The organism is Accumulibacter sp. (assembly GCF_036625195.1).
Taxonomy (GTDB): Bacteria; Pseudomonadota; Gammaproteobacteria; order Burkholderiales; family Rhodocyclaceae; genus Accumulibacter.
This window is the reverse complement of sequence record NZ_JAZKUG010000001.1, coordinates 1,430,367-1,455,632: the sequence shown is the minus strand read 5'-3', so window position 1 is coordinate 1,455,632 and position 25,266 is coordinate 1,430,367. Positions and strand designations below refer to the sequence as shown.

24 protein-coding genes are annotated in these 25,266 nt (G+C 66.6%); 16 read left to right on the top strand and 8 right to left on the bottom strand.

Annotated features, from left to right (window positions below):
• Positions 1-8: 8 nt before the first annotated feature.
• Entirely contained in the window at positions 9-830 is an 822-nt protein-coding gene (locus V5B60_RS06330) for a mechanosensitive ion channel family protein (RefSeq protein WP_332346198.1), read from the bottom strand.
• Positions 831-1,090: 260 nt separating this feature from the next.
• Here V5B60_RS06330 and V5B60_RS06325 point away from each other — a divergent pair, with 260 nt between their 5' ends.
• Positions 1,091-1,225 (top strand): hypothetical protein, encoded by a 135-nt coding sequence (locus tag V5B60_RS06325; RefSeq protein ID WP_332346196.1) that lies wholly within the window; start codon positions 1,091-1,093, stop codon positions 1,223-1,225.
• A gap of 57 nt (positions 1,226-1,282) precedes the next feature.
• Here V5B60_RS06325 and rarD read toward each other — a convergent pair whose 3' ends face one another.
• A complete protein-coding gene (gene rarD / locus V5B60_RS06320; RefSeq protein WP_332346195.1) occupies positions 1,283-2,314 on the bottom strand; it encodes an EamA family transporter RarD in 1,032 nt (343 codons plus the stop codon).
• 124 nt (positions 2,315-2,438) lie between these two features.
• Positions 2,439-3,443 carry a cytochrome-c peroxidase gene (locus tag V5B60_RS06315; RefSeq protein ID WP_332346194.1) on the bottom strand — a complete coding sequence of 335 codons (1,005 nt, stop codon included), beginning with the start codon at positions 3,441-3,443 and terminating at the stop codon, positions 2,439-2,441.
• A 322-nt stretch (positions 3,444-3,765) separates the two neighbouring features.
• Here V5B60_RS06315 and V5B60_RS06310 point away from each other — a divergent pair, with 322 nt between their 5' ends.
• The 11 genes from V5B60_RS06310 to V5B60_RS06260 all read left to right on the top strand — a co-directional run bounded on the left by V5B60_RS06310 (position 3,766) and on the right by V5B60_RS06260 (position 16,546).
• Positions 3,766-4,539, top strand: a complete 774-nt coding sequence (locus tag V5B60_RS06310; protein ID WP_332346193.1) for a methyl-accepting chemotaxis protein — start codon at positions 3,766-3,768, stop codon at positions 4,537-4,539.
• A 140-nt stretch (positions 4,540-4,679) separates the two neighbouring features.
• Positions 4,680-6,092 carry a pyruvate kinase gene (pyk, locus tag V5B60_RS06305; RefSeq protein WP_332346192.1) on the top strand — a complete coding sequence of 471 codons (1,413 nt, stop codon included), beginning with the start codon at positions 4,680-4,682 and terminating at the stop codon, positions 6,090-6,092.
• Positions 6,093-6,156: 64 nt separating this feature from the next.
• Positions 6,157-6,462, top strand: coding sequence for a c-type cytochrome (locus V5B60_RS06300; RefSeq protein ID WP_332346191.1), 306 nt, complete (start codon positions 6,157-6,159; stop codon positions 6,460-6,462).
• Positions 6,463-6,473: 11 nt separating this feature from the next.
• Positions 6,474-7,754: an NAD(P)/FAD-dependent oxidoreductase gene (locus V5B60_RS06295; RefSeq protein ID WP_332346189.1), complete on the top strand. Its 1,281-nt coding sequence runs from the start codon at positions 6,474-6,476 to the stop codon at positions 7,752-7,754.
• Positions 7,755-7,929: 175 nt separating this feature from the next.
• Positions 7,930-9,369, top strand: coding sequence for an SPOR domain-containing protein (locus tag V5B60_RS06290; RefSeq protein ID WP_332346188.1), 1,440 nt, complete (start codon positions 7,930-7,932; stop codon positions 9,367-9,369).
• A gap of 1,642 nt (positions 9,370-11,011) precedes the next feature.
• Positions 11,012-12,592, top strand: coding sequence for an alpha/beta hydrolase (locus V5B60_RS06285; RefSeq protein WP_332346187.1), 1,581 nt, complete (start codon positions 11,012-11,014; stop codon positions 12,590-12,592).
• The gene (locus tag V5B60_RS06280; protein WP_332346186.1) at positions 12,589-13,752 is read left to right on the top strand and encodes a hypothetical protein; all 1,164 of its coding nucleotides are present in this window, start codon (positions 12,589-12,591) and stop codon (positions 13,750-13,752) included. The genes V5B60_RS06285 and V5B60_RS06280 overlap by 4 nt, the downstream gene beginning before the upstream one ends.
• A 392-nt stretch (positions 13,753-14,144) precedes the next feature.
• Positions 14,145-14,522, top strand: coding sequence for an SHOCT domain-containing protein (locus V5B60_RS06275; protein ID WP_332346185.1), 378 nt, complete (start codon positions 14,145-14,147; stop codon positions 14,520-14,522).
• Positions 14,523-14,597: 75 nt separating this feature from the next.
• Complete coding sequence (locus V5B60_RS06270; RefSeq protein ID WP_332346184.1) at positions 14,598-15,185, top strand: hypothetical protein; 588 nt, start codon at positions 14,598-14,600, stop codon at positions 15,183-15,185.
• Positions 15,186-15,210: 25 nt separating this feature from the next.
• Positions 15,211-16,311: an META domain-containing protein gene (locus tag V5B60_RS06265; RefSeq protein WP_332346182.1), complete on the top strand. Its 1,101-nt coding sequence runs from the start codon at positions 15,211-15,213 to the stop codon at positions 16,309-16,311.
• Between the two features lie 10 nt (positions 16,312-16,321).
• Positions 16,322-16,546 carry a DUF1049 domain-containing protein gene (locus V5B60_RS06260; protein WP_332346180.1) on the top strand — a complete coding sequence of 75 codons (225 nt, stop codon included), beginning with the start codon at positions 16,322-16,324 and terminating at the stop codon, positions 16,544-16,546.
• Between the two features lie 126 nt (positions 16,547-16,672).
• Here V5B60_RS06260 and V5B60_RS06255 read toward each other — a convergent pair whose 3' ends face one another.
• The 4 genes from V5B60_RS06255 to leuA all read right to left on the bottom strand — a co-directional run bounded on the left by V5B60_RS06255 (position 16,673) and on the right by leuA (position 21,575).
• Positions 16,673-18,016 carry an SLC13 family permease gene (locus V5B60_RS06255; protein WP_332346179.1) on the bottom strand — a complete coding sequence of 448 codons (1,344 nt, stop codon included), beginning with the start codon at positions 18,014-18,016 and terminating at the stop codon, positions 16,673-16,675.
• Between the two features lie 11 nt (positions 18,017-18,027).
• Positions 18,028-19,053: an amino acid ABC transporter substrate-binding protein gene (locus tag V5B60_RS06250; RefSeq protein WP_332346178.1), complete on the bottom strand. Its 1,026-nt coding sequence runs from the start codon at positions 19,051-19,053 to the stop codon at positions 18,028-18,030.
• 321 nt (positions 19,054-19,374) lie between these two features.
• Positions 19,375-19,866 (bottom strand): hypothetical protein, encoded by a 492-nt coding sequence (locus V5B60_RS06245; protein ID WP_332346177.1) that lies wholly within the window; start codon positions 19,864-19,866, stop codon positions 19,375-19,377.
• A 17-nt stretch (positions 19,867-19,883) separates the two neighbouring features.
• A complete protein-coding gene (gene leuA / locus V5B60_RS06240; RefSeq protein ID WP_332346176.1) occupies positions 19,884-21,575 on the bottom strand; it encodes a 2-isopropylmalate synthase in 1,692 nt (563 codons plus the stop codon).
• 175 nt (positions 21,576-21,750) lie between these two features.
• Between leuA and V5B60_RS06235 the strand changes: the two genes are divergently transcribed.
• Together V5B60_RS06235 and V5B60_RS06230 are read left to right on the top strand one after the other, a co-directional pair.
• The gene (locus V5B60_RS06235; protein WP_332346175.1) at positions 21,751-22,221 is read left to right on the top strand and encodes an Lrp/AsnC family transcriptional regulator; all 471 of its coding nucleotides are present in this window, start codon (positions 21,751-21,753) and stop codon (positions 22,219-22,221) included.
• Positions 22,218-22,844 carry a trimeric intracellular cation channel family protein gene (locus V5B60_RS06230; RefSeq protein ID WP_332346174.1) on the top strand — a complete coding sequence of 209 codons (627 nt, stop codon included), beginning with the start codon at positions 22,218-22,220 and terminating at the stop codon, positions 22,842-22,844. The genes V5B60_RS06235 and V5B60_RS06230 overlap by 4 nt, the downstream gene beginning before the upstream one ends.
• 68 nt (positions 22,845-22,912) lie before the next feature.
• On the opposite strand, the gene gcvA is transcribed toward V5B60_RS06230, so the two are convergent.
• Positions 22,913-23,845, bottom strand: a complete 933-nt coding sequence (gene gcvA, locus V5B60_RS06225) for a transcriptional regulator GcvA (RefSeq protein WP_332346172.1) — start codon at positions 23,843-23,845, stop codon at positions 22,913-22,915.
• 145 nt (positions 23,846-23,990) lie between these two features.
• On the opposite strand from gcvA, the gene V5B60_RS06220 reads away from it, so the two are divergent.
• The gene (locus tag V5B60_RS06220; RefSeq protein WP_332346171.1) at positions 23,991-24,281 is read left to right on the top strand and encodes a DUF2917 domain-containing protein; all 291 of its coding nucleotides are present in this window, start codon (positions 23,991-23,993) and stop codon (positions 24,279-24,281) included.
• 110 nt (positions 24,282-24,391) lie between these two features.
• A complete protein-coding gene (locus V5B60_RS06215; protein WP_332346170.1) occupies positions 24,392-25,033 on the top strand; it encodes a glutathione S-transferase family protein in 642 nt (213 codons plus the stop codon).
• Positions 25,034-25,266 lie beyond the last annotated feature (233 nt).

Genomic DNA, 25,266 nt, shown 5'->3' with positions numbered 1-25,266 from the left:
CGCGGGAGCTACTGCTGATTGACGAAGACCACCTGCGCCGGCATCGGCGCCGGAAAACCGGCGGCACCGAGCGACTCACGAATCGTCTTGTTGGTGTCGAAGTACACCTGCCAGTAATGATCGGTGTGGCAGTACGGACGGACCGCCAGCAGCGGACCGACGAGATTCAGCTCGAGGATCTCGACATCGACCGCCGGACTTGCAAGGACGTTGGGAATCGCCGCGACCTTTTCCCTGAGCAGCGCCATCGCCGCCGTGTGATCGGCAGCGCCGGACAACTGCGCCTTCAGGTCAACGCGGCGATAGGGGTTGGACGAGTAGTTCTGGATCGTGTCGCCGAAGATCTTGCTGTTGCCGACGAGCGTCAGCACGTTGTCGGGCGTGTTGATCGCCGAGGTGAACAGGCCGACTTCCTTCACCGTTCCGGTGACGCCACCGACGGTCACGAAATCGCCGACCTTGATCGGCCGCAGGATGATCAGGAAGACGCCGCCGGCGAAATTGGCGAGAAGTCCCGACCAGGCGAGACCGATGGCGACACCGGCGGCGGCGAAGAGGGCGGCGAAGGTGGTCGTCTGGATGCCGAAGTAACCCAGGATGCCGACCACCAGCAGAATGTTCAAGGTAACGTTGATCACCGTGCCGAGGTAACGCATGACGGTCGCGTCGACCTTCTGCCGCTCGAGCGCGCTCTGCACTAGGTGGCCGACGGTGCCGATCAGCCAGCGTCCAACGACCCAGAAGGCGATCGCGGCAATGATCTTGATTCCCAGTTCCGAACCATACTGCAGCGCCAGTTCCTGCCAGCGCGAAATGTCCTGACTCGTCATGAGGTTCTCCCGTTTGTGAGTAGACCGAAGTTTCCCATCGTCTGCGAGGCAGCGCAAGCACCCGCCGCCAGCGGCCTGTTCAAAGCCGAAAATATGGATGAAAAAATCTCATTCGTGGGCTGAGTTTTTATCGTTTGTCTGCGGACGTCGCTGTCAATATATTTCCCCCGTGATCCCCTCGGCCGTACCCGACGGACAACGCTGAGGGGGGGTTCCGGTCTCGCAGACTGCGGGACCATCGACGACACTGGAGAACGAAAATGTCAGAGAGCATCCCGCTGCTGGGCGCCGGGTTCACGCTCGTGGTCATGGTAGCCTTCCTCTCTTCGCCGGGAATCGGCATCGCGATCGAATGGCTCGCACGGCATCGGCAGGAAACCCGCTCCGGCAGCTAGTTCTGCCGATCCCTTCACAAGACCGGCCGGCGGCCCGCACGGCGGCAGCATCCCCGGTCAGCGCGGACTGCGGTATTTGCGCCACGCGCGCCAGCTGAAGATCAGGAGCCCCAGCCAGATCAGGCCGAAACTCAGCAGCCGGCTGGCCTGCATCGGCTCACCGAAGAGCCGGACGGCGGTGACGAACTGCAGCGTCGGGTTGATGTACATCAACATGCCGAGCGTCACCAGGTCGAGGCGTCGCGCCGCGGCAGCGAACGCCAGCAGCGGCACGGCAGTGAGCACCCCGGACCCGATCAGCAGCGCCATGGTCAACGGCGCGTGCCCCACCCAGACGGAGTGGCCGCGCTCGGCCTGCCACGCCGCATAGAGCACGCACAGCGGAAGCATCACCAGCGTCTCCAGCCAGAGCCCGGGGGCGACATCGACCGGCAGGCGCTTGCGGATCAGGCCGTAGGTGCCGAAGGTTGTGGCAAGAACCAGCGATACCCACGGCAGGCTGCCGAAAGCGAGGATCTCGTTGGCGATCGCCGCGACCGCCAGGCTCACCGCCAGCCATTCCAGTCGATCGAGGCGCTCGCCGAGAACGACCAGTCCGAGAACGACGTTCACCAGCGGCGTCAGGAAATAGCCGAGACTCGACGCGACGACCTGCCGCGTGTCGACCGCCCACAGGAAGACCAGCCAGTTGACGCCGATGAGCAGCGCCGCACCGCCCAGCAACAGGAGATGCGTACCGTTGCGCACGACTGCCGCGACGCCGGACCACTGTCGGCGCAACGTCAGCAGCCCGCTGACGAAGACGCAGGCCCAGAAGGCGCGGTGGCTCAGGATGTCCATCGGCGGCACCTGCGAGAGCTGGTGGAAGAACAGTGGGAAGAATCCCCACAGGCCGTAGGCGACGAGACCAAAGGCGATGCCGGAAAGTTGCGTCCTCGCCGTCAACGGTCGGGCTGCCAGCTCATGGCTGCAACGGTCGCGCGAACAGTTGCCGGCAGGCGTGACGAAGCGTCCAGGAATCCCCAGACCGCGCCGGCGCTGCCGCCGCAGCGATCGCCGGGCAGCGATGGCCTGCCGACCGCCCCCCATCCACCCCTGATCGGACCCGCGCACGAGTGGCTACGCGCCGCCGGCAACAGGTGGCAGGCTGCTGAGACGGGACACCTCCCGCGCCAACGCCAGCCGGCAGCCGCTCTTCGCCCATCGGCAGCGGTTACGGCAGCTTGGGCGGGTCGAAACGCTCGTGGCTGGTCAGCGTGTCGAGAAAGGCGAGCAGTTGCGCGATTTCCCTGTCGGCAAGCTTGCGGTTCACCAGGAGGCCACTCTTGTTCGGATCGGCCTTGCCGCCCGAAGCCATGTAACGAACTGCGGCATCGAGACTGCTGACACTGCCATCGTGGAAATAGGGTCCCGAGATCGCCACAGAGCGCAGTGACGGCGTCTTGAACGCCGACAGATCCTTGACATCCTTGGTGACGGCAAAGCGGCCCGGATCCGGATTCGCCTTGCCCGCTTCGAGGCCGACGTTGTGGAACTGGGCGTCACTGAAGAGCGGTGGCTTGTGGCAGCCGGCACAGCCAGCCTTGCCGATGAACAACTCGTAACCGGCGACTGCGTCGGCCGAGACGGCGGTCCTGTCGCCTGCAGTGTATCGATCCCATGACGACTCGCCGCTGTTCAGCGTGCGCAGGAACGCCGCCAGCGCCTGCGCGGTGTTCTCGGCATTCGGGGCAGCGCCGAACACCGCCTGGAACTCGGCCTGATAGGCGGGAACAGCCGCGATCACCGCTGCCGCCCGGGCCGGGTCGGCACCGATCTGCGCCTTCCAGGCCGCCGTGACCTGCCCCTCCAATGTCTTGGCCCGCCCATCCCAGTACCAGGAGGTGTAGTACCCGGTGTTGTAGACGCTCGGCGTGTGGCGCGTGTTCATGCCACCACCCACCTTGCGTGACAGCGCCAGCCCATCGGTCCAGCCGAGATGGCGGTAGTGGCAACCCTGGCAGGCCATGCTGCCATCGCCGGAAAGCCGCGGATCGAAGAACAGCTTCTTGCCCAGCACGGCCTTCGCCGGCGTCGTCGGGTTGTCGGCTGGGTCGGGTGGCGCCGGCAGCGCCGAGGAACGCGGTTGATCGCCACCGGACCCCGGGGTGCCGACGCAGCCGAACACGGCAGCGGCGACGGCAATGGCGGCAAGCCAGCGACTTGGTCTCGTTTGCATCGTCTCTCCTCCTGGGTGGTGAACGCGGCTAGGTTACCACCGCACGGGCGCGGCGGGCAAAGTCGGGCGGTTCACCTGCCGGGCGTCGCCGCAGACCAGCGCACGGCACCAGAGCAACGGCCGCTCAAGATCGCTGCACGATCGCCGTTGACGGCGACGTGTCCGGAAGGAATACTGCCGTCCCGGCAACCGTGACCACGGGTGGCGCCTTGCCCGACTGCCACAGCGACCTCAGTATCCCCTTCCTGGGTAACCCGCCGGCCGGGCCGGATCGATTCCCCTGATCACGAAACAGCCCACGCTCAAGCGCTCCCTGTTCTCCGTGGCGCTGCTCATCGGCGCCCTGCTGGTCGCTGGGCACGTCGTCATCTGGCGCAGCAGCAACGCCATGGCGGTCGCCGCCGACGAAGCGGCGCGCGCCGAGCAGGCAATCCGTCCCTTCAAGCACAGCCGCTGCCATGTCGTCGGGATTCAACCGTTCCTGACCGACGCCGCTGCCGTTGGCGAAGCCACTTTCAGCGAGGCCGGCGAACTCGAGGCCACTGCCGCAGGCGCGCGGGCCCACGCCGACGCGACGCACGAACGGATGCTGCCCACCGGCATCGCGGGCGGTGTCATGACGCTGCTCTGCGTCATCGTGTCCTGCTTCGGGCTGGCGCGGATGCTGCTCAGGCTTCTTGGCGGCGAGCCGGCAACTGTCGTGACAGCCGGTTCAGGGCTGGCTGCCGGTGACCTGACGCAAGTGCTGCAAGTGCATCCGAATGACCAGGGAAGCCTGTTTGCCAACATTGGCGCCGCGCAGGCCGGCCGGCGCGAGGCCGTCGGCGCGAGTCGCAATGGCTCGCAGGAAGCATTGGGCGCGGCAGCCAAACTGGCCGCCGAAGCGGCGCGTGGAGTTGATGGCTCGCGCCCTCAGTGCGAGGCCGCCAGTGCCATGTCGAGTTCGGTGGAGCAGATGGCGCGCAACGTGATGCAGACGGCGGACTTCGCGTGCAGCGTCCGCCAGCACGGCGAGGAAGCGGAAGCACGGGCGCAGCAGGAGGGCAACGAGCTGCGCAAGCTGGCGGAGCGTTCCGCCGGGCCGCACGCGCATTGACTGTCTGCGCTGGCCCCCCATATACTTCGGCGATTTTTTCGCCTTTCGGCATCCTGAACATTGGCCAGAAGCCAGCCGACATGGCGGCCGCAGGCTTCGGACCGGGCCGCCGGAAGCGCGAAACGAGCGAGGAGTAGTTGATGCGCCGAACCAAGATCGTCGCCACGATCGGCCCCGCCACCGCCGAGACGGAGTCGCTGCGTGAACTCCTGGAGGCCGGGGTCGACGTGGTTCGTCTGAACGCCGCGCACGCCGACATGGAAACGCACAGCGCCAACGTCCGCCGGGTCCGCGAACTGTCCCAGGTGCTCGGGCGCAGCATCGGCACCCTGGTCGACCTGCCCGGCCCGAAGATCCGCTCGGGCGCCATCGCCAGCGGTGAAGTCGAACTGGCAAACGGCCAGGAATTCGTCCTCAGCGGCAGCGACGACGGGCAGGGTGATGAGCGGCATGTGGCGACGACCCTCAACGACCTGGCGCAATGGGTCTGCCCGGGCGACGACGTCTACCTCGCCGACGGCGCCATCGTCCTGCGCGTGCTGCAGTCGCTGGGCGACGACGTGCGCACCGAGGTCGTACGCGGCGGCACACTGCGCTCGCGCAAGGGCATGCACCTGCCGCGCGCCGAGGCGCACGTCGAACCCTTCACCGAACGCGACGCCCTGGCGCTCGAAATGGCGATCGCCGCCAAGGTGGATTTCCTCGGTCTCTCCTTCGTTCGCCGCGCCGAAGACGTCGAGCGGGTGCGCGCAATGCTGCCGAAGCGTGGTGTCCGTCCGGCCCTGGTGCCGAAGATCGAGACGGCAACCGCCATCGACAACCTCGACGGCATCATCAGGGCGGCCGACGCGGTGATGGTCGCGCGCGGCGATCTCGGCATCCAGATGCCGGCGCGCAGCGTGCCACTGTTGCAGAAGGAAATCATCCGCCACTGCAACCTGGCAGGGAAACCGGTGATCACGGCAACACAGATGCTCGAATCGATGACCCGCTCGCCGCTGCCGACCCGCGCCGAAGTCAACGACGTCGCCAACGCCGTCCTCGACGGCACCGATGCCCTGATGCTTTCCGAGGAGACGGCGGTCGGCCTCTACCCGAGCCAGGCCGTGCGCATGATGAGCGAAGTCGCCGAATCGGCCGAGGGCTGGCCGCGACAGCGCGTCGCCCCGGAGGCGAGCGGTGCCGACGGCGACCGTGTCGCCTGGGCGGTGGCACACGCTGCCGTGCAGGCCGCCGAGGAACTCGGGGTCGCCGCCATCCTCTGCCCGACGCGCAGCGGGCAGACCGCGCACCGCGTCGCGGCCTTCCGGCCAACGGTGCCGATCGCCGGTATCTCGACGAGCAGCCAGGTCCTCGGCGACCTGTCGCTGGTCTGGGGAGTCCGCCCGCTCGTCGTACCGGCGAATTCCGACCCCGGCGAGCAATTGCGGCTGGCCGTCGTCGCCGCCCGCGGCGCCGGACTGGTGCGCGAGGGCGACCTGCTGGCCTTCGTCTTCGGCTCGGCCGGGCCGCGCGCCGGCAGCACCGACAGCGTTCGCATCGTCCGCGTGTGAGCAGGCGCGGCGGCGGACAGAGGCGGCACACGCCGGCCGGCTTTTCGGATTCGGAGGACACGCGATGAAATGGCTGGCAGCCCTTGCCCCACTGTTGCTGCTCAGCGGCAGCCCGCTTGCCCAGGCAGCGGACCCGGAACGGGCACGCAGTCTCGCGGCCACCTGTGCCAACTGCCATGGCACCAATGGCCACGCGGTCGCCGGTTCCGGAATCGACCGCCTCGCCGGCGTCGACATGCGCATCAGCCTGCAGAAGCTGCGCGACTTCAAGAGCGGCCAGCGACCCGGAACGATCATGCCGCAGATTGCCAAAGGCTACAGTGACGAGCAACTGGAACTGATCGCCACCTACCTTGCGGCGCAGAAGTAGGGAGCAACGACATGGCAGAGCTCGATCGACGCGCCTTCCTGAAGGCCGGCGCCCTGGCCGGAGCCCTCGCCCTGACTGGCTGTGCCGGCGGCGGGCTGCGGCCGGCGCGTGGCCACGTCGTCGTCGTCGGAGGCGGCTACGGCGGCGCCACGGCAGCGAAGTACCTGCGCATGTGGAGCGCGCGCGGCGTCGACGTCACGCTGGTCGAGCGCTCGCCCCGTTTCGTCTCCTGCCCGATGTCCAATCTGGTGATCGCTGGCAACCGCAGCATGGCCGAGATCACGCTCGACTATGACCGCCTGCAGCGCCACTGGGGCGTGCGCGTCGTGCACGGCGAGGTGCTGGCGATCGACACCGCAGCGCGCAGCCTGCGCCTGGCCGATGGCGGCGATCTGCGCTATGACCGCCTCGTCCTGTCGCCCGGAATCGACTTTCTGTGGCAGGAGATTCCCGGGCTCGACAACGCCACCGCCCAGGGCAGCATCCTGCACGCATGGAAGGCCGGCGCACAGACCGTGGCGCTGCGCCGCCAGCTCGAAGCGATGCCGGACGGCGGCGTCTTCGTCCTGTCGATCCCGCGCGCACCCTACCGTTGCCCGCCGGGCCCGTACGAACGGGCCTGCCTGGTCGCCGACTACTGCAAGCGGCACAGGCCACGCGCCAAGGTGCTCGTTCTCGATGCCAACGACGAGATCGTCTCCAAGAAGGGGCTCTTCGCCAAGGCGTGGGCGGAGCTCTATCCGGGGATCATCGAATATCGGCCGCAAAGCGAGTTGCGCGACGTGCACGTCGCGACGAAGACCGCCCGCCTCGATTTCGACGAGGTCAGGGCCGACGTCCTGAACGTCATTCCGCCGCAGCGTGCCGCCGACATCGCCGCGACATCGGGTCTGAAGCTGATCAACCAGCGCTGGGTCGAGATCGACTGGCTGTCGATGGAGTCGAGCAACACGCCGGGAGTGCATGTGCTCGGCGACGCGATCTTTCCGGCGCCGACGATGCCGAAGTCGGGGCACGTCGCCAACCAGCAGGCGAAACTCGCCGCGGCGGCGATCCTCAGGCTGCTCGCTGGCGAGCAACCCGACTCGGCACCACTGCTGATGAATACCTGCTACAGCTTTGTAGACGCGCGTAGCGCAATCCACGTCGCCGCGGTGTTCCAGTACGACCCCGCCTCCCGCGTCCTGCAACCGGTAGCGGGCGCCGGTGGCGTGTCAAACGCACGCAGCGAACTCGAGGGCCGCATCGCCAACGGCTGGGCACGCAACATCTGGGCCGACATGCTCTCCTGAGCGGTCGTCGATTGACCACGATCGATCGCGCAACCTATACTCTCGCGAGCGTGTCTGATCGGCACGCGTGTCGCCATCGAGGGAGGTCCGGGAGAATCGCTGAACTGCCTGTGCAACGTGCGCCAGCACGCACTTTCCTGGACGCGTGACCGTCAATCCACTGGAGGGATCGAACATGACCGAAACTGCCAAACTGGTGCTGCCAAGCGATGCGCAGCTCGAGAGCGAAACCAACACGACCGACCCAGCCACCCGGCAAGCCCCCTTCATCCGCCCGGAAATGGCCAGGCTGCTCGAGCTGACACAGGCCAACGGCAGCGGCACGACGGCGAAGGAGATCAACGCCCAGCTCGACCGCGTGCTGCGCGACTACGAAGAACTGACGGCGCTCTACGCCGACAACAATCGCCGGATCGACAGCGAGCTGAACGATCTCCGCCAGTCCAGCGGTATGCTGTCGGGCCGCGTGCATCAACTCGGGGCCGACCTGCAACAGCAGGGTTCGTCGCTGGTCGCCCGCGCCACCGGTGTCGAACAGCGTATCGAGGTGCTCCGGGGTCAGGCACAGGCCGCTCTCGCCGACGCCGAGCAGCGCTGGGAAGGGCGCCTGGCGAGCAGCAACTCGCGCATCGCTGCAGAACTGGCGCAACTCGACGCCGGCATCGGTTCGCTCGAGACGCTGTTCCGGGCGCAGGAGCAGATCGTCGGCGAACAGCGCGCGCGTCTGGACCAGTTCGACATCGCCTGCCAGTTGCTCGACAGCGCGACGCGCGGCAACAAGAGCCGCATCGAGGCAGTGCGTGAGCAGACGGAAAGGCAACACGCGATCGTCGCGGCACGGATCGACGGCCTCGGCGCCCTGCAGCGCGAGCACTACGCCGAATTCCAGGATTTGCAGCGCCTGGTCGGCGTTCTGCACTCCGAGACGCGACGTCTCGACGAGGAGATCGGCAAGCTGGCGGCGGCACTGGCGACGCACCGCGACGAGACCGGCGAAAGGTTCAAGTGGACCCATCTGGCGATCGCCGCCGTCTTCGTGCTGACCGTTCTCGGCTTCGCCCTCGTCAAGTGGCTGCCTGCCTTCGCACCCGCCGGCACCGAGTCGGCGTTGGCCGAAAGCCAGTCGCGCATCAGCGCGGTGGACGCCCAGGTCGCCGCACTGGCGTCCCGGCTGAGCGCGCAGCAGGAGGTCGACGCGCAACAGCAGGCGAGCATCGACCGGGTCGATGGCAAACTCGGCAGCCTCGAGAAGAGCCTCGCCGACCTGCGCGGCGCGATCCGCAAGCTGCGCCCGCAGGGTGCCGGCGCCGCCGTTTTGCATGACAGCCAGTGGCTCCTGCAACAGAACCCGAAAGCGTACACGGTGCAGTTGGTGACCTCGCCAAGTCAAGGCGACATGGCACGCTTCATCGACCGCAACATCGCCCATCTGGCGCTCGACTCGCTCGCCTACTCGGTCAGCGAGGGTGCCCAGGGCGAACGCTACAACCTCTTCTTCGGCGTCTTCCCGACGCCGGCGCAGGCGCGCGCCGCCATCGCCGCCCTGCCCGCCGAATTGCAGGTCAACCAGCCATGGGTGCGCCCGCTGCGCTCGGTGCAGGAGTCGCTGCGCTGAAGCGGTCCGCCGGGGACTGATGCGGTCCCGGGTACGGCGCCTCGTGGTGCCGTACCCCCGGTCGTTGGCCGTGGGGCCGACCGCAACGAGTTCGCTCCGGCAAAGGGAGTTCACCCGGAGGAAACCTGACCCTGCTGTTTCTCGGTGTCGGCCCGCTGTTTATCTTGCCCGACCACCACCTCGTTGGCGCGGATATACAGCCACCGGAAGAAATCGCGCGCGGTGGTCGAAAGCGGATGGTTGTGGGGTCTTGGTTTCTACTGGTGGACACACAAGAAAGTGATCTGACCAGCGAAACGCGTCAGGCCCGAAGGGCGAACTGGGCCAGCGAATGCGATCGTTCACGACGGCGGTGGGCAAGCGCCGCGGGCGACTGTGGGCAACCCGGCTGTTTGCATTGCCCACACGGTCCGCAGGACGTACACGGCTGTCGACGCCCGTCCTGTGCGAGGCGTTCCGGAAGTGGGTGCGTGGATAAGGGGATGTTCCGGTAAGGGGCGATTGAAGCTACCCTTGGCCCATCACCATTCAAGAAAGGATGGCCCGCGACGTGTGCCGCGTCGCGGGCCGGGTTTCGGCCGTGGGCTGGGTCCGCCAGCGACGGCGTCTCGTCCGTCGCGTCCTGATCACGGTAGTCAGCCTGCCGGCGAACCTGTCCTGCGGGACTGCTCCCGCGCTTGTGGCGTTTGGCCGCCTGTTCGCGACGGCATCGGTGTTGCTCAGCTTGCGCGGAGTTGCTGCCGCACATCTGGCCGCGCTCCCCCGTCCGCCCGGTTTCCGCCCACCGGACGCCGCCGGCGGCGGCCGCAACAAAGCGGTCCAACACGTTACGGGGCCTGACCCGCCAGCCGACTCGGGACAGGGTGGCGACTCCTTTCATTGTCAGGAGTCCCTCCTCATGAACCCACCGGATCCACGCCAGACCGTCGCCCTGTTTCGCTAAGGACTGATCCCCGAGTTCGTCCATCTGCCACGGAACAGTCCCGGGCGGCACGCCAAACTGCGGCAGAAGGCCGAGTCGTCCTCTGCCACTCCTGTCGCGGCCCACCTGAAGCCGGTCGAAATCTGACGGCGTGAAACCGATTTTTTCTTGCGTGGTCTTCCAAGGGCATTTTCTTGAGCCGGCATCGGCTTCGCTGTTTGGTGTGTTCTGCGGTCTTCTTCGCGAGGTCAGGCAAACGACAGGCCAAGCCAGAGAATCGGGATTGTTACCGGGGGTCAGCTGCTGTTATCCGGGCACAGGCGTGGCGGTTGGCGCACGTTGGCTATAGCCGGCGCAAGGTGGCCGAGGGAGCGGCACGGGAACCCGAGCACGCGGAGCTGGCGATGCCGGTGCCAGGCACCGATCCGGGGCGTTTGCCGTCGCTGCGGAAGACATCCGGTAACGCTCCGAGCACCCCGCTACAAGATGTCATGGACGCGCAGCTCATTGTTCTGGTTGTTTTTGTCGCCCACCTGTTGGGCAGTGTGTGACAAGAGGACATCGCTCGGCCCTGTCGCGGCTGCTGCAACTGGGCTCGACATTTTTGATTGACTGCCGGCTTTGCAAGCGGCCATACTTTCGCCCGCAGGTACGGGTTTTCCATCCATCGAACAGGGCGCGCTGAAGAGCCGACGCCAGGCAACGTGACAAGGCGAGACTATGCTGGGAACCATCGGAAGAATCCTGAAGTGGGTGCTGCTGCTGGTCCTCGTGGTCGCCGTCGCGCTGCTCGCCCTGCGCGCATTTCGTGTGCTCGGCGGCCCGGCGTTGCAGCCATGGCATACCTACGTGCCAACAGAACTCTCGGCTGGTCAACTCGACGCAGCCGACTGGAGCCGCTACCTCGCGCAGGAAGACGAGATCATGAGCAGCGTACGCGCAGAGGTCAGCCAGAAGCTGGCAGCCGACCAGCGCGTGCCGATCAATCGCTACTTCGAGGCGAGTCCGGTCTACCCGGCGCGCTTTGCGCAGGACTGGAACCGCTCCTACGTCATGGAACCCGATGGCAAACCGCTGGGGGTGGTCGTCCTGCTGCATGGTCTGACCGATTCGCCCTACAGCCTGCGGCATTTCGCGCGACATTATCGCGAGCACGGATTCGTCGCCATCGGCCTCCGTTTGCCGGCACACGGCACGGTTCCCGCCGGTCTGAGCAAGGTCCGCTGGGAAGACTGGATGGCAGCAACCCGCCTCGCCATACGCGAAGCGCGTCGGCTCGTGCCTGCCCCTGCACCGCTGCATCTGGTGGGCTTCTCGAACGGCGGCGCGCTGGCGATGAAGTACTCGCTCGATGCACTGGAAGACCAGCGACTCGCGCGCGCCGAGCGGATCGTCCTGTTCACACCGATGATCGGCATCACCCGCTTTGCCCGCTTTGCCGGCCTGGCGAGCCTGCCAGCCTTGCTGCCGCCATTTGCCAATGCCGCCTGGCTGAGCGTCATTCCGGAATTCAACCCGTTCAAGTACAACTCCTTTCCGGTCAACGGCGCGCGCCAGTCCTTCCGCCTCACCGACGCCCTGCAGGCGCAGATCCAGCGCCTTGCGAAAGCCGGCCAGCTCGGCGGCCTGCCGCCCGTCCTGACCTTCCAGTCGGCAATCGATTTCACCGTCAGCACACCGGCAATCCTGAGCGCGCTCTACGCGCATCTACCGGACAACGGTAGCGAGATCGTGCTTTTCGACGTGAACCGGACACTCAAGTTCGCCCCGCTGCTGCGCCCGTCGTCGTACGTCGCAGTGGACCGCCTCGCTCCCACGACCCCCGTGACCTATCGCTTCACCACCATCGCCAACGCGAGTGACGACAGCGACCTGACGGTCGAGCGCAGCATCGCGCCCGGCCAGTTGCAACCCGTCGTTCGTCCACTGGGCCTGCCGTACCCGCCGGGAATCTTCTCCCTGTCGCACCTCTCGATCCCGATCCCGATGGATGATCCCCTGTATGGAATGTATCCCGACCCGAAGACGAAGGACGACTACGGTTACAACCTCGGCGCGATGGATGCCCGCGGCGAACGTGGCGCGCTGATCGTCGACCAGGACTTCCTGACCCGGCTGTCATCCAATCCGTTTTTCCCGTACCTGCTCGAACGGATCGATGGCGAGATCGAGCGCCCATCGGGTCCTTCGGGCCTCAACATTGCCACGACGACACCGGCGGGACTGCCCGTCCGACTGGAAGCCGTGTTTTCCACACTGCTGCCCTCGGACGAAGAATTGCAACCATTCGCCGGGCCTTGAAGCGGGCCATCGGCGCGTGGCCAGGATGCCGGACGCCCCGCCTGCAGGAGGTGGCCTGGCTTCGTTCGCCCTGCCGGATGACAACCTGTTGCTCCCGTGCAACGGCGGGCGCATTCGGAAGCCGAGTCGACCGCCGGCGACGCACCACGCCATACAGCTCGCTGCTATCCTGCGGCGAGATCATGCAATTTTCTTGCGGGGGCGACATGAACTTCCTCTCTACGCGCGTTGCGGGCCTGACGGTCCTGGCGACACTGCTCGCAGCGGCTGCTCCGGTGCAGGCCGGCTCCTATGTCGATCCGGTCGCGGATGCCCCGGCGCAGGGGCAGGGAGCCGCAGGCTGGCAGCCTTTCGTCTCGCTCGCGCCGCTGTACCAGGGGAGCGCCGACCTCGATCGCGGGGGTGATTTCAAGGTCGGCGGCGCGGTCGTTCGAGGCGGCGCTTCCCGCGACTTTGGCGGCGGCACGCGGGCAGGATTGACGCTCAACTACGACTATCTCGATTATTCCTTTTCGAATCCGAACTCATTGGCCAGCAGATCACCCTGGGGCGTCGTCCAGCGTTACGGCCTGAGCCTCCCCATGTCCTTCGCGGTCGGCGATGGCTGGCGACTGGGGGTGGCGCCATCGGTCGACTGGTTCCGGGAAAACGGTGCCAACACGGGTAACTCACTCGTCTGGGGCGCCCTTTTCTCGGGCTCCAGACGGTTCGCGGATGGCAATCTCATCGGCCTGGGAATTGGTGTATACGATGGGATCGAGAAGACCAGCGTGTTCCCGTTTCTAATGGTCGATTGGCGCCTTGGCGAGCGCTGGCGCCTGATCAACCCGTTGGCGAGTGGGCCGACCGGGCCTGCGGGTCTGGAACTCGACTACCAGTTCGACGGCGGCTGGACCGCCGGCGTCGGCGTGTCCTACCGCGTCATGCGCTTCCGCCTGGACAACGATGGGCCGACGCCGAACGGAGTCGGCGAAGAGCGCGGGGTGCCGGTATTCCTTCGGGTCACCCGCCAGTTCAGCGACCAGATGGCCTTGCACCTCTACGGCGGTGTCGTCGCGGCCGGGCAGTTGCGGGTGGAGAACTCCTCCGGCAACTTGTTGCGCAAGGACGACTTCGACGCGGCGCCGCTGTTCGGCGCCACTTTCATCGGACGCTTCTGATCCCGGCCGGCGACCGGAGGGCCATTTCGCCGGGGTCGCCGCTCCTGGAGTGGGAATCGGGTTGGGACATGCCTGCAGCGCCGTTTCGGGTCGCCCGCAGCTTGCCACTGCCCACGCGCGACTTGCCACGACCGTGCCCAAGAGCACGCAGCCGAGCGCAGGCGGCCCAGAGATGCGGGCAGACTGAACTCACCCACTCGACCAAGGCACTGCTTCGCAGCCTGCCGATCGGCAGGGCGACGGCTTGTCACCACAAGGCAGCGACCCACCCGCGCGCTCAAGACTCTCTTGCCGACTCCCATGCCGAAGACTTGCTGCGCCGCTGAACTACGGGCAGAATGCTCGCGCCGACATCCAGCGACGCCGGCATTCTGGTTGAAAGGTGATCATCGATGAGCAATTTCTGGGATTTCATGTGGCTGATCGCGTCGGCCTTCCTGTTCGTGGCGTATCTGCTGATCCTGTTCCGCATCATTGGCGATCTCTTCAGGGACAGCGAACTCGGTGGTGGTGCCAAGGCCTTGTGGCTCATCTGTCTGCTCTTCCTGCCGATGCTGACCGCGCTGGTGTATGTGATCGCCCGCGGCAAGGGCATGGCCGCGAGGCAACGCGCAGCGTACGAGCAGTCGCGGTCCGAGGCGGAGTCCTACATCCGGCAGGTGGCCGGAAAATCTCCCGCCGAACAGATCGCCGACGCCAAGGCACTGCTGGATGCCGGTACGATCAATCCCGAGGAGTTCGCCCGGCTCAAGGCAAAAGCACTCGCCTGAACGCCGTTCGTCGAGCCGTACCGGAGAGCCTTCCGGGCTGCTGCATCTCTTCCTCAATTACTCCGGAGCAAGTCCATGAAAAGCAATCCATTCTTCCATGCGACTCTGGGCGCGGCCGCGCTCGCACTCGGCCTCGCGTCGACGCTGGCCGAAGCTCAATCGCGCGTGCAGTACGGGCGCGTGACCAACGTGGTGGCGACGACCGTCACCGACACGACGGCCCAGAACGTCGGGACCATCATTGGCGGCGGCATTGGCCTGGCGTCCGGCAGCGGACGCTCCGGCAGCAATCGTGCCCTGCGCACCATCGGTGGCGCAGCTGCCGGTCGGGGGGTTGGCCATCTCGCCGGGCGGTCACAGTCCTTCGAGTACACGGTACTGACCACCAGCGGCGCAACGGTGCGCATCATTTCCGACCAGGCGGGCAAGATCGTCGGGGATTGTGTGGCGATCGAACAGGGACAGTTCAGCAACATCAGGCTGGTCTCCGACGACCGCTGCGCGCCCACGCGGACGGCACAGCCGACCGCTACGACCGCCGCGGCGGCCGACGTGCAGGCGGCGAATGCGTGCGACCAGGCCAAACAGCAAGCCCTGAACGCCGAGACCGACGAGGCCTTCGCACTTGCCGAGCGCCGCATTCGCCTGTTGTGCGGCGAGTGATGGTGGCCAGACCAGAGGCCGTGACATGAACGTGAGCGGGTTGCAGCCGGTCGCTGCGCTGGCGCTTTTTCTCGCTTGCCCACTGCCCATCAGGGCAGCGGAGCCATCGCTGATCTGTTTCGGCAGCGAGCCTTCATGGGGCCTGTCGTTCACCGCAAGAGGCGTGGCACGGCTCGAGTTGGCCGATCAAAGGGCCGTCGAGTACCGCGGCAGCAAGACGCGTGGCACGGCAACCAAGGAGCGCGCATGGCGCGGCTGGCCGACGAGCGGCCGGGGTGGTGAACTGGTCGCCTTCCTCACCGATGCCCCCTGCAGCGACAACATGTCCGACGTGCAGCACTTGGTCGCCGCGCGCGTGTCGCTGCCCGATGGCCGCCTGCTCGTCGGCTGTTGTCGGGTTCCGGCTACGACCCGGACGCCGCCGCCGACCATGAGCATCGAGGGTCCGACGTGGCGACTCACCGCCATCGACGGCAGGAATCCTGAACCCACCGCCCAGACGGGGCGACCGGTGACGGCGCGCTTCGAATCCGGGCGAGTCGACGGCTTTTCGGGTTGCAACCAGTTTTTTGGCGGCTACACGATCGACGGCGACCGCATCGGCTTTGCTCCATTGGCTGGGACGATGATGGCCTGTGCGCCGCCGGCAATGGTCCTGGAAAAGTCAGTTCACGGAGTACTCGCCGGAACGGTTCGCTACGCGATCGACGGCGACCGGCTGACGCTCACTCCGACAACGGGTGCGGCACTCGCTTTTCAGGCCGAACCTTCGCCAACACTGGCAGGCGTGGTCTGGCATGTCACCGGTTTCAACAACGGCCGGGACGCTGTGGTGGGACCGTTGACGGGGACCGATCTGACGCTGTCCTTCGCCGACGGAATGGTGCTCGGGCACGCTGGTTGCAACAGCTTCCGCGCCCCCTACACGAGTGACGGTGAGCGCATGACCGTCGGGGCGGCGATGACGACGCGCAAGGTCTGCGCCGGCGACGGCGTGATGCAGCAGGAACGCGAGTTCCTCGCGGCGCTGGCAACGGCAACGAAGTGGAGCGTGCGCGGTGGCATGCTCGATGTGCATCGTGCCGACGGACAGCGCGTGCTCAACGCCAACGCAGAAACCAGGTAGAGGAGCTGAAATGCGTTACGTCTACATCGGACTGGTCGTGGTTGCCACCGCCATCGTGCTGCTCTTCAAGGTTCAGAACCTCACCGCAGTCACGGTATCGCTCCTGGGGATGAGCGTGACCATTCCGGTCTTCCTGCTGGTCATCGGCATCTACTTTCTCGGCATGCTGACGGGAGGTTCGCTGCTGGCCCTCCTGCGCGGCTGGATCCGCAACGCCAGAGGCGACTCTGCCTGACAGACCACGTCGGCTGCTGATCGTCGGCAACGCTCGGAACACGGGCACCCCAAGCGCTGCTGCGCCGCGGACTCTCGCCAGCGAGCGGGCTCGCGGGCATCTCCAACCGGTGCCGCCCGGACTTCGCTACTGACCCAGAATCGAGGCCAGAGCCCAGACATAGAGCGCTCCGACCGCCAGCTGCAGCACCGCGATGGGCAGTCCGATGCGCAGGAACTGGGCGAAGCTCACGCGCTGGCCGTTTGCCGCGCAGATGCCGACGGCGACGACATTGGCGGCGGCGCCGATCAGCGTCGCGTTGCCGCCAAGCGTGCCACCGAACATCATCGCGACGAATACCGGCAGCGTCGCCGGTGGCCAGTTGGCAAAGCCCGGAGCCAGCGCGATCTCCGGGGCTGCGCCGGCCGCCACCAGGTAGCCAGTGACCATGACCAGCGCGGCAGCGACCACGGGAATGTTGGCCAGCAGGCTCGACAGCACCCCGATGCCGGCGAGCAAGACGAAGGCCACCGGCATCAGTTCGGCACCAAACCACTGGTACACCTGGGTCGACAGGCCTTGCAGCAACTCGGTCTTGATGAACGCCTGGACCAGGGTGAAGATGGCGCCGAGAAACAGGATCGTCTTCCAGTCCACGTCCCGGATCACTTCGCCGACGGGCTCGATGCGCACGCCGTAGACCAGGAGCAGCGCCAGCGCTGCGCCGATGATCGCGACCTGTGGCGGGACGATGCGCGTCGGCAGGTACTCGCCGATCATGAACAGGGCCACCATCAGCACGAGGACGAGCAGTGAGAGGATCAGGAAACCGGGGCGTTTCAGGGGAACGGGTGGGCGCGCCTCCGGCAGCTTCACCCGTGCCGCCCACACCTTCGGCAACAGCAGCGGCAGCAGCGGCACCACCGCGAGCACGGCGAGCAGGCCGCCCAGGCTGACCTGCCGCAGATAGTCGGGGAACGACAGCCCGATCGCACTGCCGACCAGAAAGGTGGCCGGGTCACCAACCAGCGTCAGCATCCCGGCGGCGTTGCTGACGATTGCCGTGATGATCAGGGGCCCGACGAAGTCGACCTTGAGCGCCCGGCAGACGTTGACGATGACCGGCGCCACCAGGATCACCGCCGTGGCGTTCGGCAGGACGGCGCAGATCGGCGCGACCATGGCGACGATCAGCAGCAGCAGCCGCTTGCCGCTGCCGCCGCTGGCACGCAGGAAGACATCGCCGATCCGCTCGAAGATCCCCGTCTTGCCGATCACCCGCGCCACGACCATGCCACCGAAGAGCAGCGACAGTGGCCCGCCGGCGGTGTGCACGATCGGCATCAGGTCGCTGCCGTCGAGAATGCCGAACGCGATCAGCGTACTCACCCCGAGCAGTGCGGCGACCACCATGTCCAGGAGATCGAAGGCGATGCACAGGATGACCGCGGCGAAGACAACGATCGTCAGGTTGATCTGGAAGTCTGTCATCCGTGCATCCCTCACTCGATCGCCGGCGAATAGTGGAGTCCGCCGTGCAGCCACAGCCGGTTGAGGCCGCGCTCGATCTTGAGCGGGCCGTCGCGCCCGATGTTGCGCTCGTAGACCTCGCCGTAATTGCCGACGGCCCGCAGCGCCCGGATCCCCCACTGCGGTTCGATCCCCAGCGCCTGTGCGATGATCTTGCCCTCGTACGGGTCCTGTCGCAGCAGCGGGTTCCGGTTTCCCTTGACCTCTTCATCGACGCGGTCACGGGTGACGCCGTATTCCTCCCCGAGGATCAGCATGTTCAGAATCCAACGGATCACCGTCGCCCACTCCGGATCGCCACCCCAAACCACCGGGCTGATCGGTTCCCTGGAAATGCGTTCGGGCAGGATGACGAAGGACCCCGAACCACCCGGCGCACGCAGACGCATGGCCGCCAGTTCGCCGGAATCCGCGGTGTAGGCCTGGCATTGGCCGGCGAACAGGGCTGCCGCCGCCTTCTGCGCCGAGGCCATGGGCAGTGGCCTGACCGACTGGCCGTTCGCCTTGAAGTAGGCCTCCAGGGTACGCTGGTGCGTCGTCCCCTTCTCGACGCAGATGGTCGCACCGTCGAGGTCGGCGGGCTTTGCCACCTTGGCCGCGGCGGCGACCATGAAGCCCTGGCCATCGTAAAGGAGGATACCGGGAAAGCGCACCCGCAGCACCGCTTCGCGGGTGAGGGTCCACGTCGTGTTGGCGAGCAGCAGGTCGACCCGGCGCGTCTGCAGGGCCGGAAATCGGGCGGTGGTCTGCAGTGGCACGAACTCCACCTTTTCCGGGTCGTTCAGCACCGCCGCAGCGACCGCACGGCAAAAGTCGGCTTCGAGTCCGCGCCAGTAGCCACTGCCATCGCGCTCGGCGAAGCCGGGAATGTCTTCACTCACCCCGCAGCGCAGTTGCCCACGCGATTTCACCCCATTGAGGACCTCGGCAGACTCGACCCGCGGCAAGATCGCCAACATCAGGGCCAACAGGGCGGCACAGTGGACAGCCAGTTTCATCCGGAACCTCCGCGATTGCAGGACGGTGGATTGATTCGTTGCCATGGCGCAGGAGGCCCGGGACGCTCGTCTGAGCCTCCGGCACGGCGGCCTCCTGGGAAGCCATGCAGGTGACGCCCACAAGACCGACACAGCGCCCGGGATACTACCCGCGGTGTGCGGATCAGGCAAGGGTGTTCCCGGGCAGGCCGGGCAGGCCGGACAGGGTCTTCCCGGACTCGGCCGTCATCGCTGCCGCGGGCTGCCGACGCCAGCGGCGGCGGTCGAATCGCTGTCTGCGGCCCTGCCACTTCGGGATCGCTTCCCGGCGACAGGCAGCGCTCAGGAGCAGGTGGTCCGCAAGCGCCGCAGCGAGTTGTTGGCCTTGGGCAGGACGGCCGGGTTTTCGTCCGGGAAGTAGCGCTGGCCCTTGGGTATCTGCGGGCTGCCCGGCGATGGCCAGCCGCGCACGGCGATGACCTCCGGCACCAGAAGGGACAGATCCAGGCTGCCGTTGTCGACATCCCGCTGGCAGACGAACAGCACCCCATTGGCAGCAACCACCCGCTCGCGGACGGCGGCGAGCGGCCTCGCTGCGGTCCGCGAGAGCGCGGCGCTTTCCGGCGGTAGCGACAACAGGAAGAAGCGCCGGCCGCGGGCATTCTTCGCCATTCCCTGCTCGGCCGCCGCCTGGAAGCTGAAACCGTCGCCGGCGATGTAAAGACCGCCTTCCGATTGCGCGGAGACCGTCGCCGGCAAGGCGACCAGCCAGATGCTCGCCGCGAACCAGAGTATCCGTGGGCGGCGCGGGCATCGTTCATCGAAGCGAAACATGGGTGACCTCCAGGGTCTCAGGCGGCACGCGTCTCGCCCCCGGCAGCGGCGCAGGCGGAGAGGCGATTGACACCATTCACCAGGGCCCTGATGGACGCCGTGACGATGTTGCCGTCGATGCCGACACCATGGCATTCCCGGTTGCAGCCGGCGCGCGCCAGTTCGAGGAAGGCGCAGGCGTTGGCGTCACTGCCCTTGCCGGCCATCGAACGTTCCTCGTAGCTGCGCACCTGCACGCCGATGCCGATGCTGCGCAGAGCGTGGACGGCGGCATCGATCGGCCCGTTGCCCTCGCCGGCGAGCAGGTGCACCCGGCCGTCGAGCTCCAGCGTCAGGCGGATGCCCTGCGCCCCGCCATGCTCGAAGAGATGATGTTCGACGTAGCGGATCGGCGCTTCGCCGGCGAGGTAGGTGTCGGCGAACAGCGCCCAGATTTCCGCTGCGCTCATCTCGCCACCGTGACTGTCGGTGTGCGCCTGCACGACGCGTGAGAATTCCACCTGCAACCGGCGCGGCAGAACGACGCCGTACTCGGCCTCGAGCAGGTAGGCGATGCCACCCTTGCCCGACTGGCTGTTGATGCGGATCACCGAGTCGTAACTGCGGCCGACATCGGCCGGATCGATCGGCAGGTAGGGAACCCGCCAGTGGTCGTCGGCATGCTGGACGCCGAAGCCCTTGCGGATCGCGTCCTGGTGCGAGCCGGAAAAGGCGGTGAAGACGAGGTCGCCGACGTAGGGGTGGCGCGGGTGGATCGGCAGGCGACTGCAGTGCTCGACGGTACGCGCGACGGCGTTGATGTCGGAGAAGTCGAGCTGCGGCGAAATTCCCTGCGTGTACAGGTTGAGCGCCAGGGTGACGATGTCGACATTGCCGGTGCGCTCACCGTTGCCGAACAGGCAGCCCTCGACGCGTTCGGCGCCGGCCATCATCGCCAGCTCGGCGGCGGCCACGGCCGTGCCGCGATCGTTGTGCGGATGGACGCTGAGGATCACGCTGTCGCGGCGTGCGAGATGGCGGTGCATCCATTCGATCTGGTCGGCATAGACGTTCGGCGTCGCCATCTCGACGGTGGTCGGCAGGTTGAGGATCACCTTGTCCTCCGGGGTCGCGCCCCAGGCGACAGTGACGGCATCGCAGATCTCGAGGGCGAAGTCGAGTTCGGTGGCGGTGAAGGTCTCCGGGCTGTATTCGAGCACCCACTCGGTCTGCGGCCGTTCGGCGCTCAACTGGCGGATCAGGCGGACCGCGCTGACCGCCATGTCTACCACTTCCGCCCGGCTCATGCCGAAGACGTTTTCGCGGAATGGCTTCGAGGTGGCGGTGTAGACATGGACGATCGCCCGCCGCGCGCCGGCAAGCGAATCGATCGTCCGGCGGATGAGGTGCTCGCGCGCCTGCGTCAGCACTTCGATGGTGACGTCATCGGGAATGTGCTGCCCCTCGATGAGCTTGCGGACGAAGTCGAAGTCGGTCTGCGAGGCAGACGGGAAGGCGACCTCGATCTCCTTGAAGCCGATGTCGCAGAGAGTGTGAAAAAGGCGCATCTTGCGTTCGATGTTCATCGGCTCGAACAGCGCCTGGTTGCCGTCACGCAGGTCGGTGCTCATCCAGATCGGCGCGCTGCCGATCGTACGGTCGGGCCACTGCCGATCCGTGAGGCGGACCGGCGGGAACGGCGAATACTTGCTGGCGGGATTCTTCAACATGCTGGGGCTCCTCGAATGCTCTGCTCTGATCCATTGACGGTTGGGATGATACCTGCGATGAGCCGGCACGTGCTTGCGTTCTTGCCACAAATATCGATCGATACCGGCAGAATATTGCGTTCTCGTACTATCCTGTTAGGATTTCTGCCTTTCCTTCACTTGGACAGGCAATCGGATGCAACTGGATCGTTTCGACCGCAGGATCCTGCAGGTGCTGCAGGAGGACGGGCGGATCAGCAACCAGGATCTCGCCGAGCGCATCGGGCTGTCGCCTTCACCCTGTCTGCGACGCGTGCGTGCGCTCGAGGAAGCGGGTGCGATCGTCGGCTATCGGGCGCTGGTCGACCCGCGAGCACTCGGCCTGTCATTGATGGCGTTGATCCACATATCGATGGACGAGCACACACCGGAGCGCTTCAGCCAGCTCGAAGCGGCAATCCGTGAGATCCCGGAGATCGTCGAATGCCTGCTGATCACCGGGCAGGCTGCCGATTACCAGCTCAAGGTGGTGGTGCGCGACATGGACGCCTACCAGGATCTGCTGCTCAACCGGATCACCGGCATCAAGGGGGTGACCGGGGTGCATTCGAGCTTCGTGCTGCGGCGTGTGGTGGACCGGACGGCGCTGCCGGTCGGCGAGCGATGAGCATCGAGACGCTGCTCTACTGGGTCGGCGTGGCGGCGGTGGCGGTCAATGCGCTGACCGGTGTGCTCGATTCGGCGCGCCGGCAGATGGACCTCATCGGTGCGTTGCTGGTAGCCGTGGCGACCGCCCTGGGTGGCGGCACCGTCCGCGACCTGCTGCTCGATCGCAAGGTCTTCTGGGTGGTCGACCAGACCTACCTTGCCGTCGCCCTCGGCGCGGCCGTGCTGACCTTCTTCGTAGCTCGCGCCTGCCGCGTCCCGCCGCGCCTGTTCCTTATTCCCGACGCCATCGGCCTGGCGCTGTTCACCATCGTCGGCACGCAGGTGGCACTGCAGTGGCACGCCCCTTGGCTGGTGGCGAGCCTGATGGGGGTGATCACCGGCGCCGTCGGCGGCGTCCTGCGCGACGTCCTGTGCAATGACGTCCCGTTGATCTTCCTGCAGGGCGAACTCTATGCTTCGGCGGCATGGGCCGGGGCACTGGCGATGATCGCGCTGCAGGCGGCAGGCGTCGCACCCGTCTACGCGTCATGGGTCGGGATGGCGATCGTTCTCGGCCTGCGCCTGGCGGCGATGCATTTCCGGCTCGTGCTGCCGACCCTGCCGCAGCAGAGGAAGGGCTGAGGGATGGCGGGCGGCGGCGCATCCGCAGCCAGCATGCGTCGAGCGGCGGAACGCCGTCGTCGCCGGCGTCAGGACCCTTGACCAGGGGCTGCCGTCGCTTCTCCCGCCGGCGGGGAATACGAAGCGGCTTCCTGGAAGAGCCAGTCGCGAAAGGAGACGACCGCCGGCTGCTCCTCGTCGGCGGGACGCGAGAGGAAGTAATAGGCCAGCGGTGACTCGATGATCGTCGTGAACGGCCGCAACAGGCGGCCATTCGCGAGATCGTCGACGGCCAGTGTGTGTCGGGCGAGCGCGACACCCTGGCCGGAGGCAGCGGCCATCAGCATCAGGCTGGAATCGTCGAAGATGGCGCCACGTTGCGGCTCGTCGATGACCAGCCCCGCTGCGCTGAACCAAGGCTGCCAGTGCTCGTCCGGGGATCGCAGGAGGGGCAGCGTGATCAGTTGCGCCGGGCTGTTCAACTCGTGGCGACGGTGGAAATCCGGTGAGCAAACCGGATAGTACCAGTCCTTCATCAGCAGCCGGCAGTGCAACCCGGGGTAGCGACCGTGACCGAAGCGCAGCGCGACGTCGGCTTCGCCACCCTTGATGTCGGCCAGGCGCGCGCTCGACTGCACCTCCACGTCACATTCGGGGTGACGGGCGATGAAGTTGCCCAAGCGTGGCAACAGCCAGCGAGCAGCGAAGGAGGGCATGCAACTGACCCGCAGACGGCGATAGACGCGGCTCGCAAGCAACCGGTCCGTTGCCTGGTCGATGTCGGCAAAAGCGCGTGCCAGTTCCTCGGCATAGGCAGCACCGTGTGCGGTCAGCCGCAGGCCGCGGCCATGACGCTCGAAGAGGGCGATCCCGAGGTGGTCCTGCAACTGCCGCAGCTGATGGCTGACGGCACCGTGCGTCAGATGGAGCGCAGCCGCGGCACCGGTGACGCTCTGGCTACGCGCCGCGGCGACGAAGACGCGCAGGCTGCCGAGAGCTGGCGTACGTCTGTGATCCGACAAATCTTCTCACATGTCAGGTGAAAACATTTCCATTGTAGCGGCGCCGCCGGCGGCTGAGAATGGCGTTGCCGGTTTCGCAGGGGCCGGTGTCATGAAAGGAAAGGAGAATCTCATGGCAGTCCGCACACCATCAATCGAGTTCGCAATGGGTGCCAGCGAGGCAATGTCGCTCGAAGGCATCGCCGGCTGGACCCTGAGCGCGGTCAGCGATCGCATCTGGCTCACCGAGGAGAACGGCGGTCACGACGTCTGGTTGCTGCCTGGCCAGCGTCACCTCATAGGCAGTAACGGCCGCGTGGTGGTCGAGCCCTGGCACGGCAAGGGCGGCGGCGCGTGCGCAGCGACGTTCCGGCTGCTGCCGCCGCCGGGTTCCTGCTGGCGCGGATGGCGCCTGCCCGGGTTGCGGCCGAGGAGCGCGGCCGTTGCTTGCGCCTGAGAGGTCCTGCAGACGGCCTCGGCCGGCGCGGCCGCACCGCGAATTCATGGCCATCGCCGGCTCGTGTCGCAGCCGGCGGGCAGCAGACCCACTTCGATTGGAGACTGAACATGACGCAAACGACGAACAGCCGGCAACATCAGTTGCTCGGCCTCTACGATTCGCCTTTCGTGCGCCGGGTGGCGGTGAGCATGAAGCACTACGGGATCCCGTTCGAGCATCTCTCGCTCTCGGTCTTTCGTCATATGGACGCGATGCGACCGCTCAATCCGCTGTTCAAGGTGCCGATGCTGACGCTGCCCAATGGCGAGAGACTGTACGAGAGCGCCTACATGCTCGATTACCTCGACGAACTCGCCGTCGAGCGCCACCTCACCCCGCTGACACCGCGCAGCGGCGCCGACCGCCGCCAGATTCAGCAGTTGATGGCGCTGGCGATGCTCGGTACGGAAAAGGCAGTCGCCATCGAGTACGAACGCAAGCGCCCGGCCGAGCAGCAGTGGGCCGAGTGGACGAGTCGCCTGCGCGAACAGATGCGGCAGGCGTTCACGATGCTCGAGGAGCGCCTCGACGGTGACTTCCTGTTCGCCGGTCGCCTGACGCAGGCCGACATCTCGACGGTCGCCGGAATCGGCTTCATCCGCTACGTGCTGCCACACGAATGGCCGGCAGCCAATTATCCAGCGCTCGAGGGCCTCGTCGCGCGACTTGAGGCAAGTGCGGCCTTCACGGCGGTGCCGATCGAGGAGTAGTGCGCGTTGCACGGAGCCGCTCGCCGGCCAGCCACCGCGCCCGCCGCGTCACGCAACGCCGTTACGCCTGGTCGCACGACGTGATCGGGCGACCACCACGGATCCAGGGGTCAACGTCGAACTGCCGCTTGACTCATAGGCCGTGCGGCGCGGCCGCTCCGGCCGGCGGCTCGTGGCGTTGCGCGGCAGGCTGCGCGCAACCCGCATGTGCGCTCGCGCATCCGCCCGAACGG

What these genes read in the sequence shown, in the direction of transcription:
- V5B60_RS06330 (WP_332346198.1), bottom strand. Translation starts at nt 830, where the DNA reads ATGACGAGTCAGGACATTTCGCGCTGGCAGGAACTGGCGCTGCAGTAT.
- V5B60_RS06325 (WP_332346196.1), top strand. Translation starts at nt 1,091, where the DNA reads ATGTCAGAGAGCATCCCGCTGCTGGGCGCCGGGTTCACGCTCGTGGTC.
- rarD (WP_332346195.1), bottom strand. Translation starts at nt 2,314, where the DNA reads ATGGGGGGCGGTCGGCAGGCCATCGCTGCCCGGCGATCGCTGCGGCGG.
- V5B60_RS06315 (WP_332346194.1), bottom strand. Translation starts at nt 3,443, where the DNA reads ATGCAAACGAGACCAAGTCGCTGGCTTGCCGCCATTGCCGTCGCCGCT.
- pyk (WP_332346192.1), top strand. Translation starts at nt 4,680, where the DNA reads ATGCGCCGAACCAAGATCGTCGCCACGATCGGCCCCGCCACCGCCGAG.
- V5B60_RS06300 (WP_332346191.1), top strand. Translation starts at nt 6,157, where the DNA reads ATGAAATGGCTGGCAGCCCTTGCCCCACTGTTGCTGCTCAGCGGCAGC.
- V5B60_RS06295 (WP_332346189.1), top strand. Translation starts at nt 6,474, where the DNA reads ATGGCAGAGCTCGATCGACGCGCCTTCCTGAAGGCCGGCGCCCTGGCC.
- V5B60_RS06290 (WP_332346188.1), top strand. Translation starts at nt 7,930, where the DNA reads ATGACCGAAACTGCCAAACTGGTGCTGCCAAGCGATGCGCAGCTCGAG.
- V5B60_RS06285 (WP_332346187.1), top strand. Translation starts at nt 11,012, where the DNA reads ATGCTGGGAACCATCGGAAGAATCCTGAAGTGGGTGCTGCTGCTGGTC.
- V5B60_RS06275 (WP_332346185.1), top strand. Translation starts at nt 14,145, where the DNA reads ATGAGCAATTTCTGGGATTTCATGTGGCTGATCGCGTCGGCCTTCCTG.
- V5B60_RS06270 (WP_332346184.1), top strand. Translation starts at nt 14,598, where the DNA reads ATGAAAAGCAATCCATTCTTCCATGCGACTCTGGGCGCGGCCGCGCTC.
- V5B60_RS06265 (WP_332346182.1), top strand. Translation starts at nt 15,211, where the DNA reads ATGAACGTGAGCGGGTTGCAGCCGGTCGCTGCGCTGGCGCTTTTTCTC.
- V5B60_RS06260 (WP_332346180.1), top strand. Translation starts at nt 16,322, where the DNA reads ATGCGTTACGTCTACATCGGACTGGTCGTGGTTGCCACCGCCATCGTG.
- V5B60_RS06255 (WP_332346179.1), bottom strand. Translation starts at nt 18,016, where the DNA reads ATGACAGACTTCCAGATCAACCTGACGATCGTTGTCTTCGCCGCGGTC.
- V5B60_RS06250 (WP_332346178.1), bottom strand. Translation starts at nt 19,053, where the DNA reads ATGAAACTGGCTGTCCACTGTGCCGCCCTGTTGGCCCTGATGTTGGCG.
- V5B60_RS06245 (WP_332346177.1), bottom strand. Translation starts at nt 19,866, where the DNA reads ATGTTTCGCTTCGATGAACGATGCCCGCGCCGCCCACGGATACTCTGG.
- leuA (WP_332346176.1), bottom strand. Translation starts at nt 21,575, where the DNA reads ATGTTGAAGAATCCCGCCAGCAAGTATTCGCCGTTCCCGCCGGTCCGC.
- V5B60_RS06235 (WP_332346175.1), top strand. Translation starts at nt 21,751, where the DNA reads ATGCAACTGGATCGTTTCGACCGCAGGATCCTGCAGGTGCTGCAGGAG.
- V5B60_RS06230 (WP_332346174.1), top strand. Translation starts at nt 22,218, where the DNA reads ATGAGCATCGAGACGCTGCTCTACTGGGTCGGCGTGGCGGCGGTGGCG.
- V5B60_RS06220 (WP_332346171.1), top strand. Translation starts at nt 23,991, where the DNA reads ATGGGTGCCAGCGAGGCAATGTCGCTCGAAGGCATCGCCGGCTGGACC.
- V5B60_RS06215 (WP_332346170.1), top strand. Translation starts at nt 24,392, where the DNA reads ATGACGCAAACGACGAACAGCCGGCAACATCAGTTGCTCGGCCTCTAC.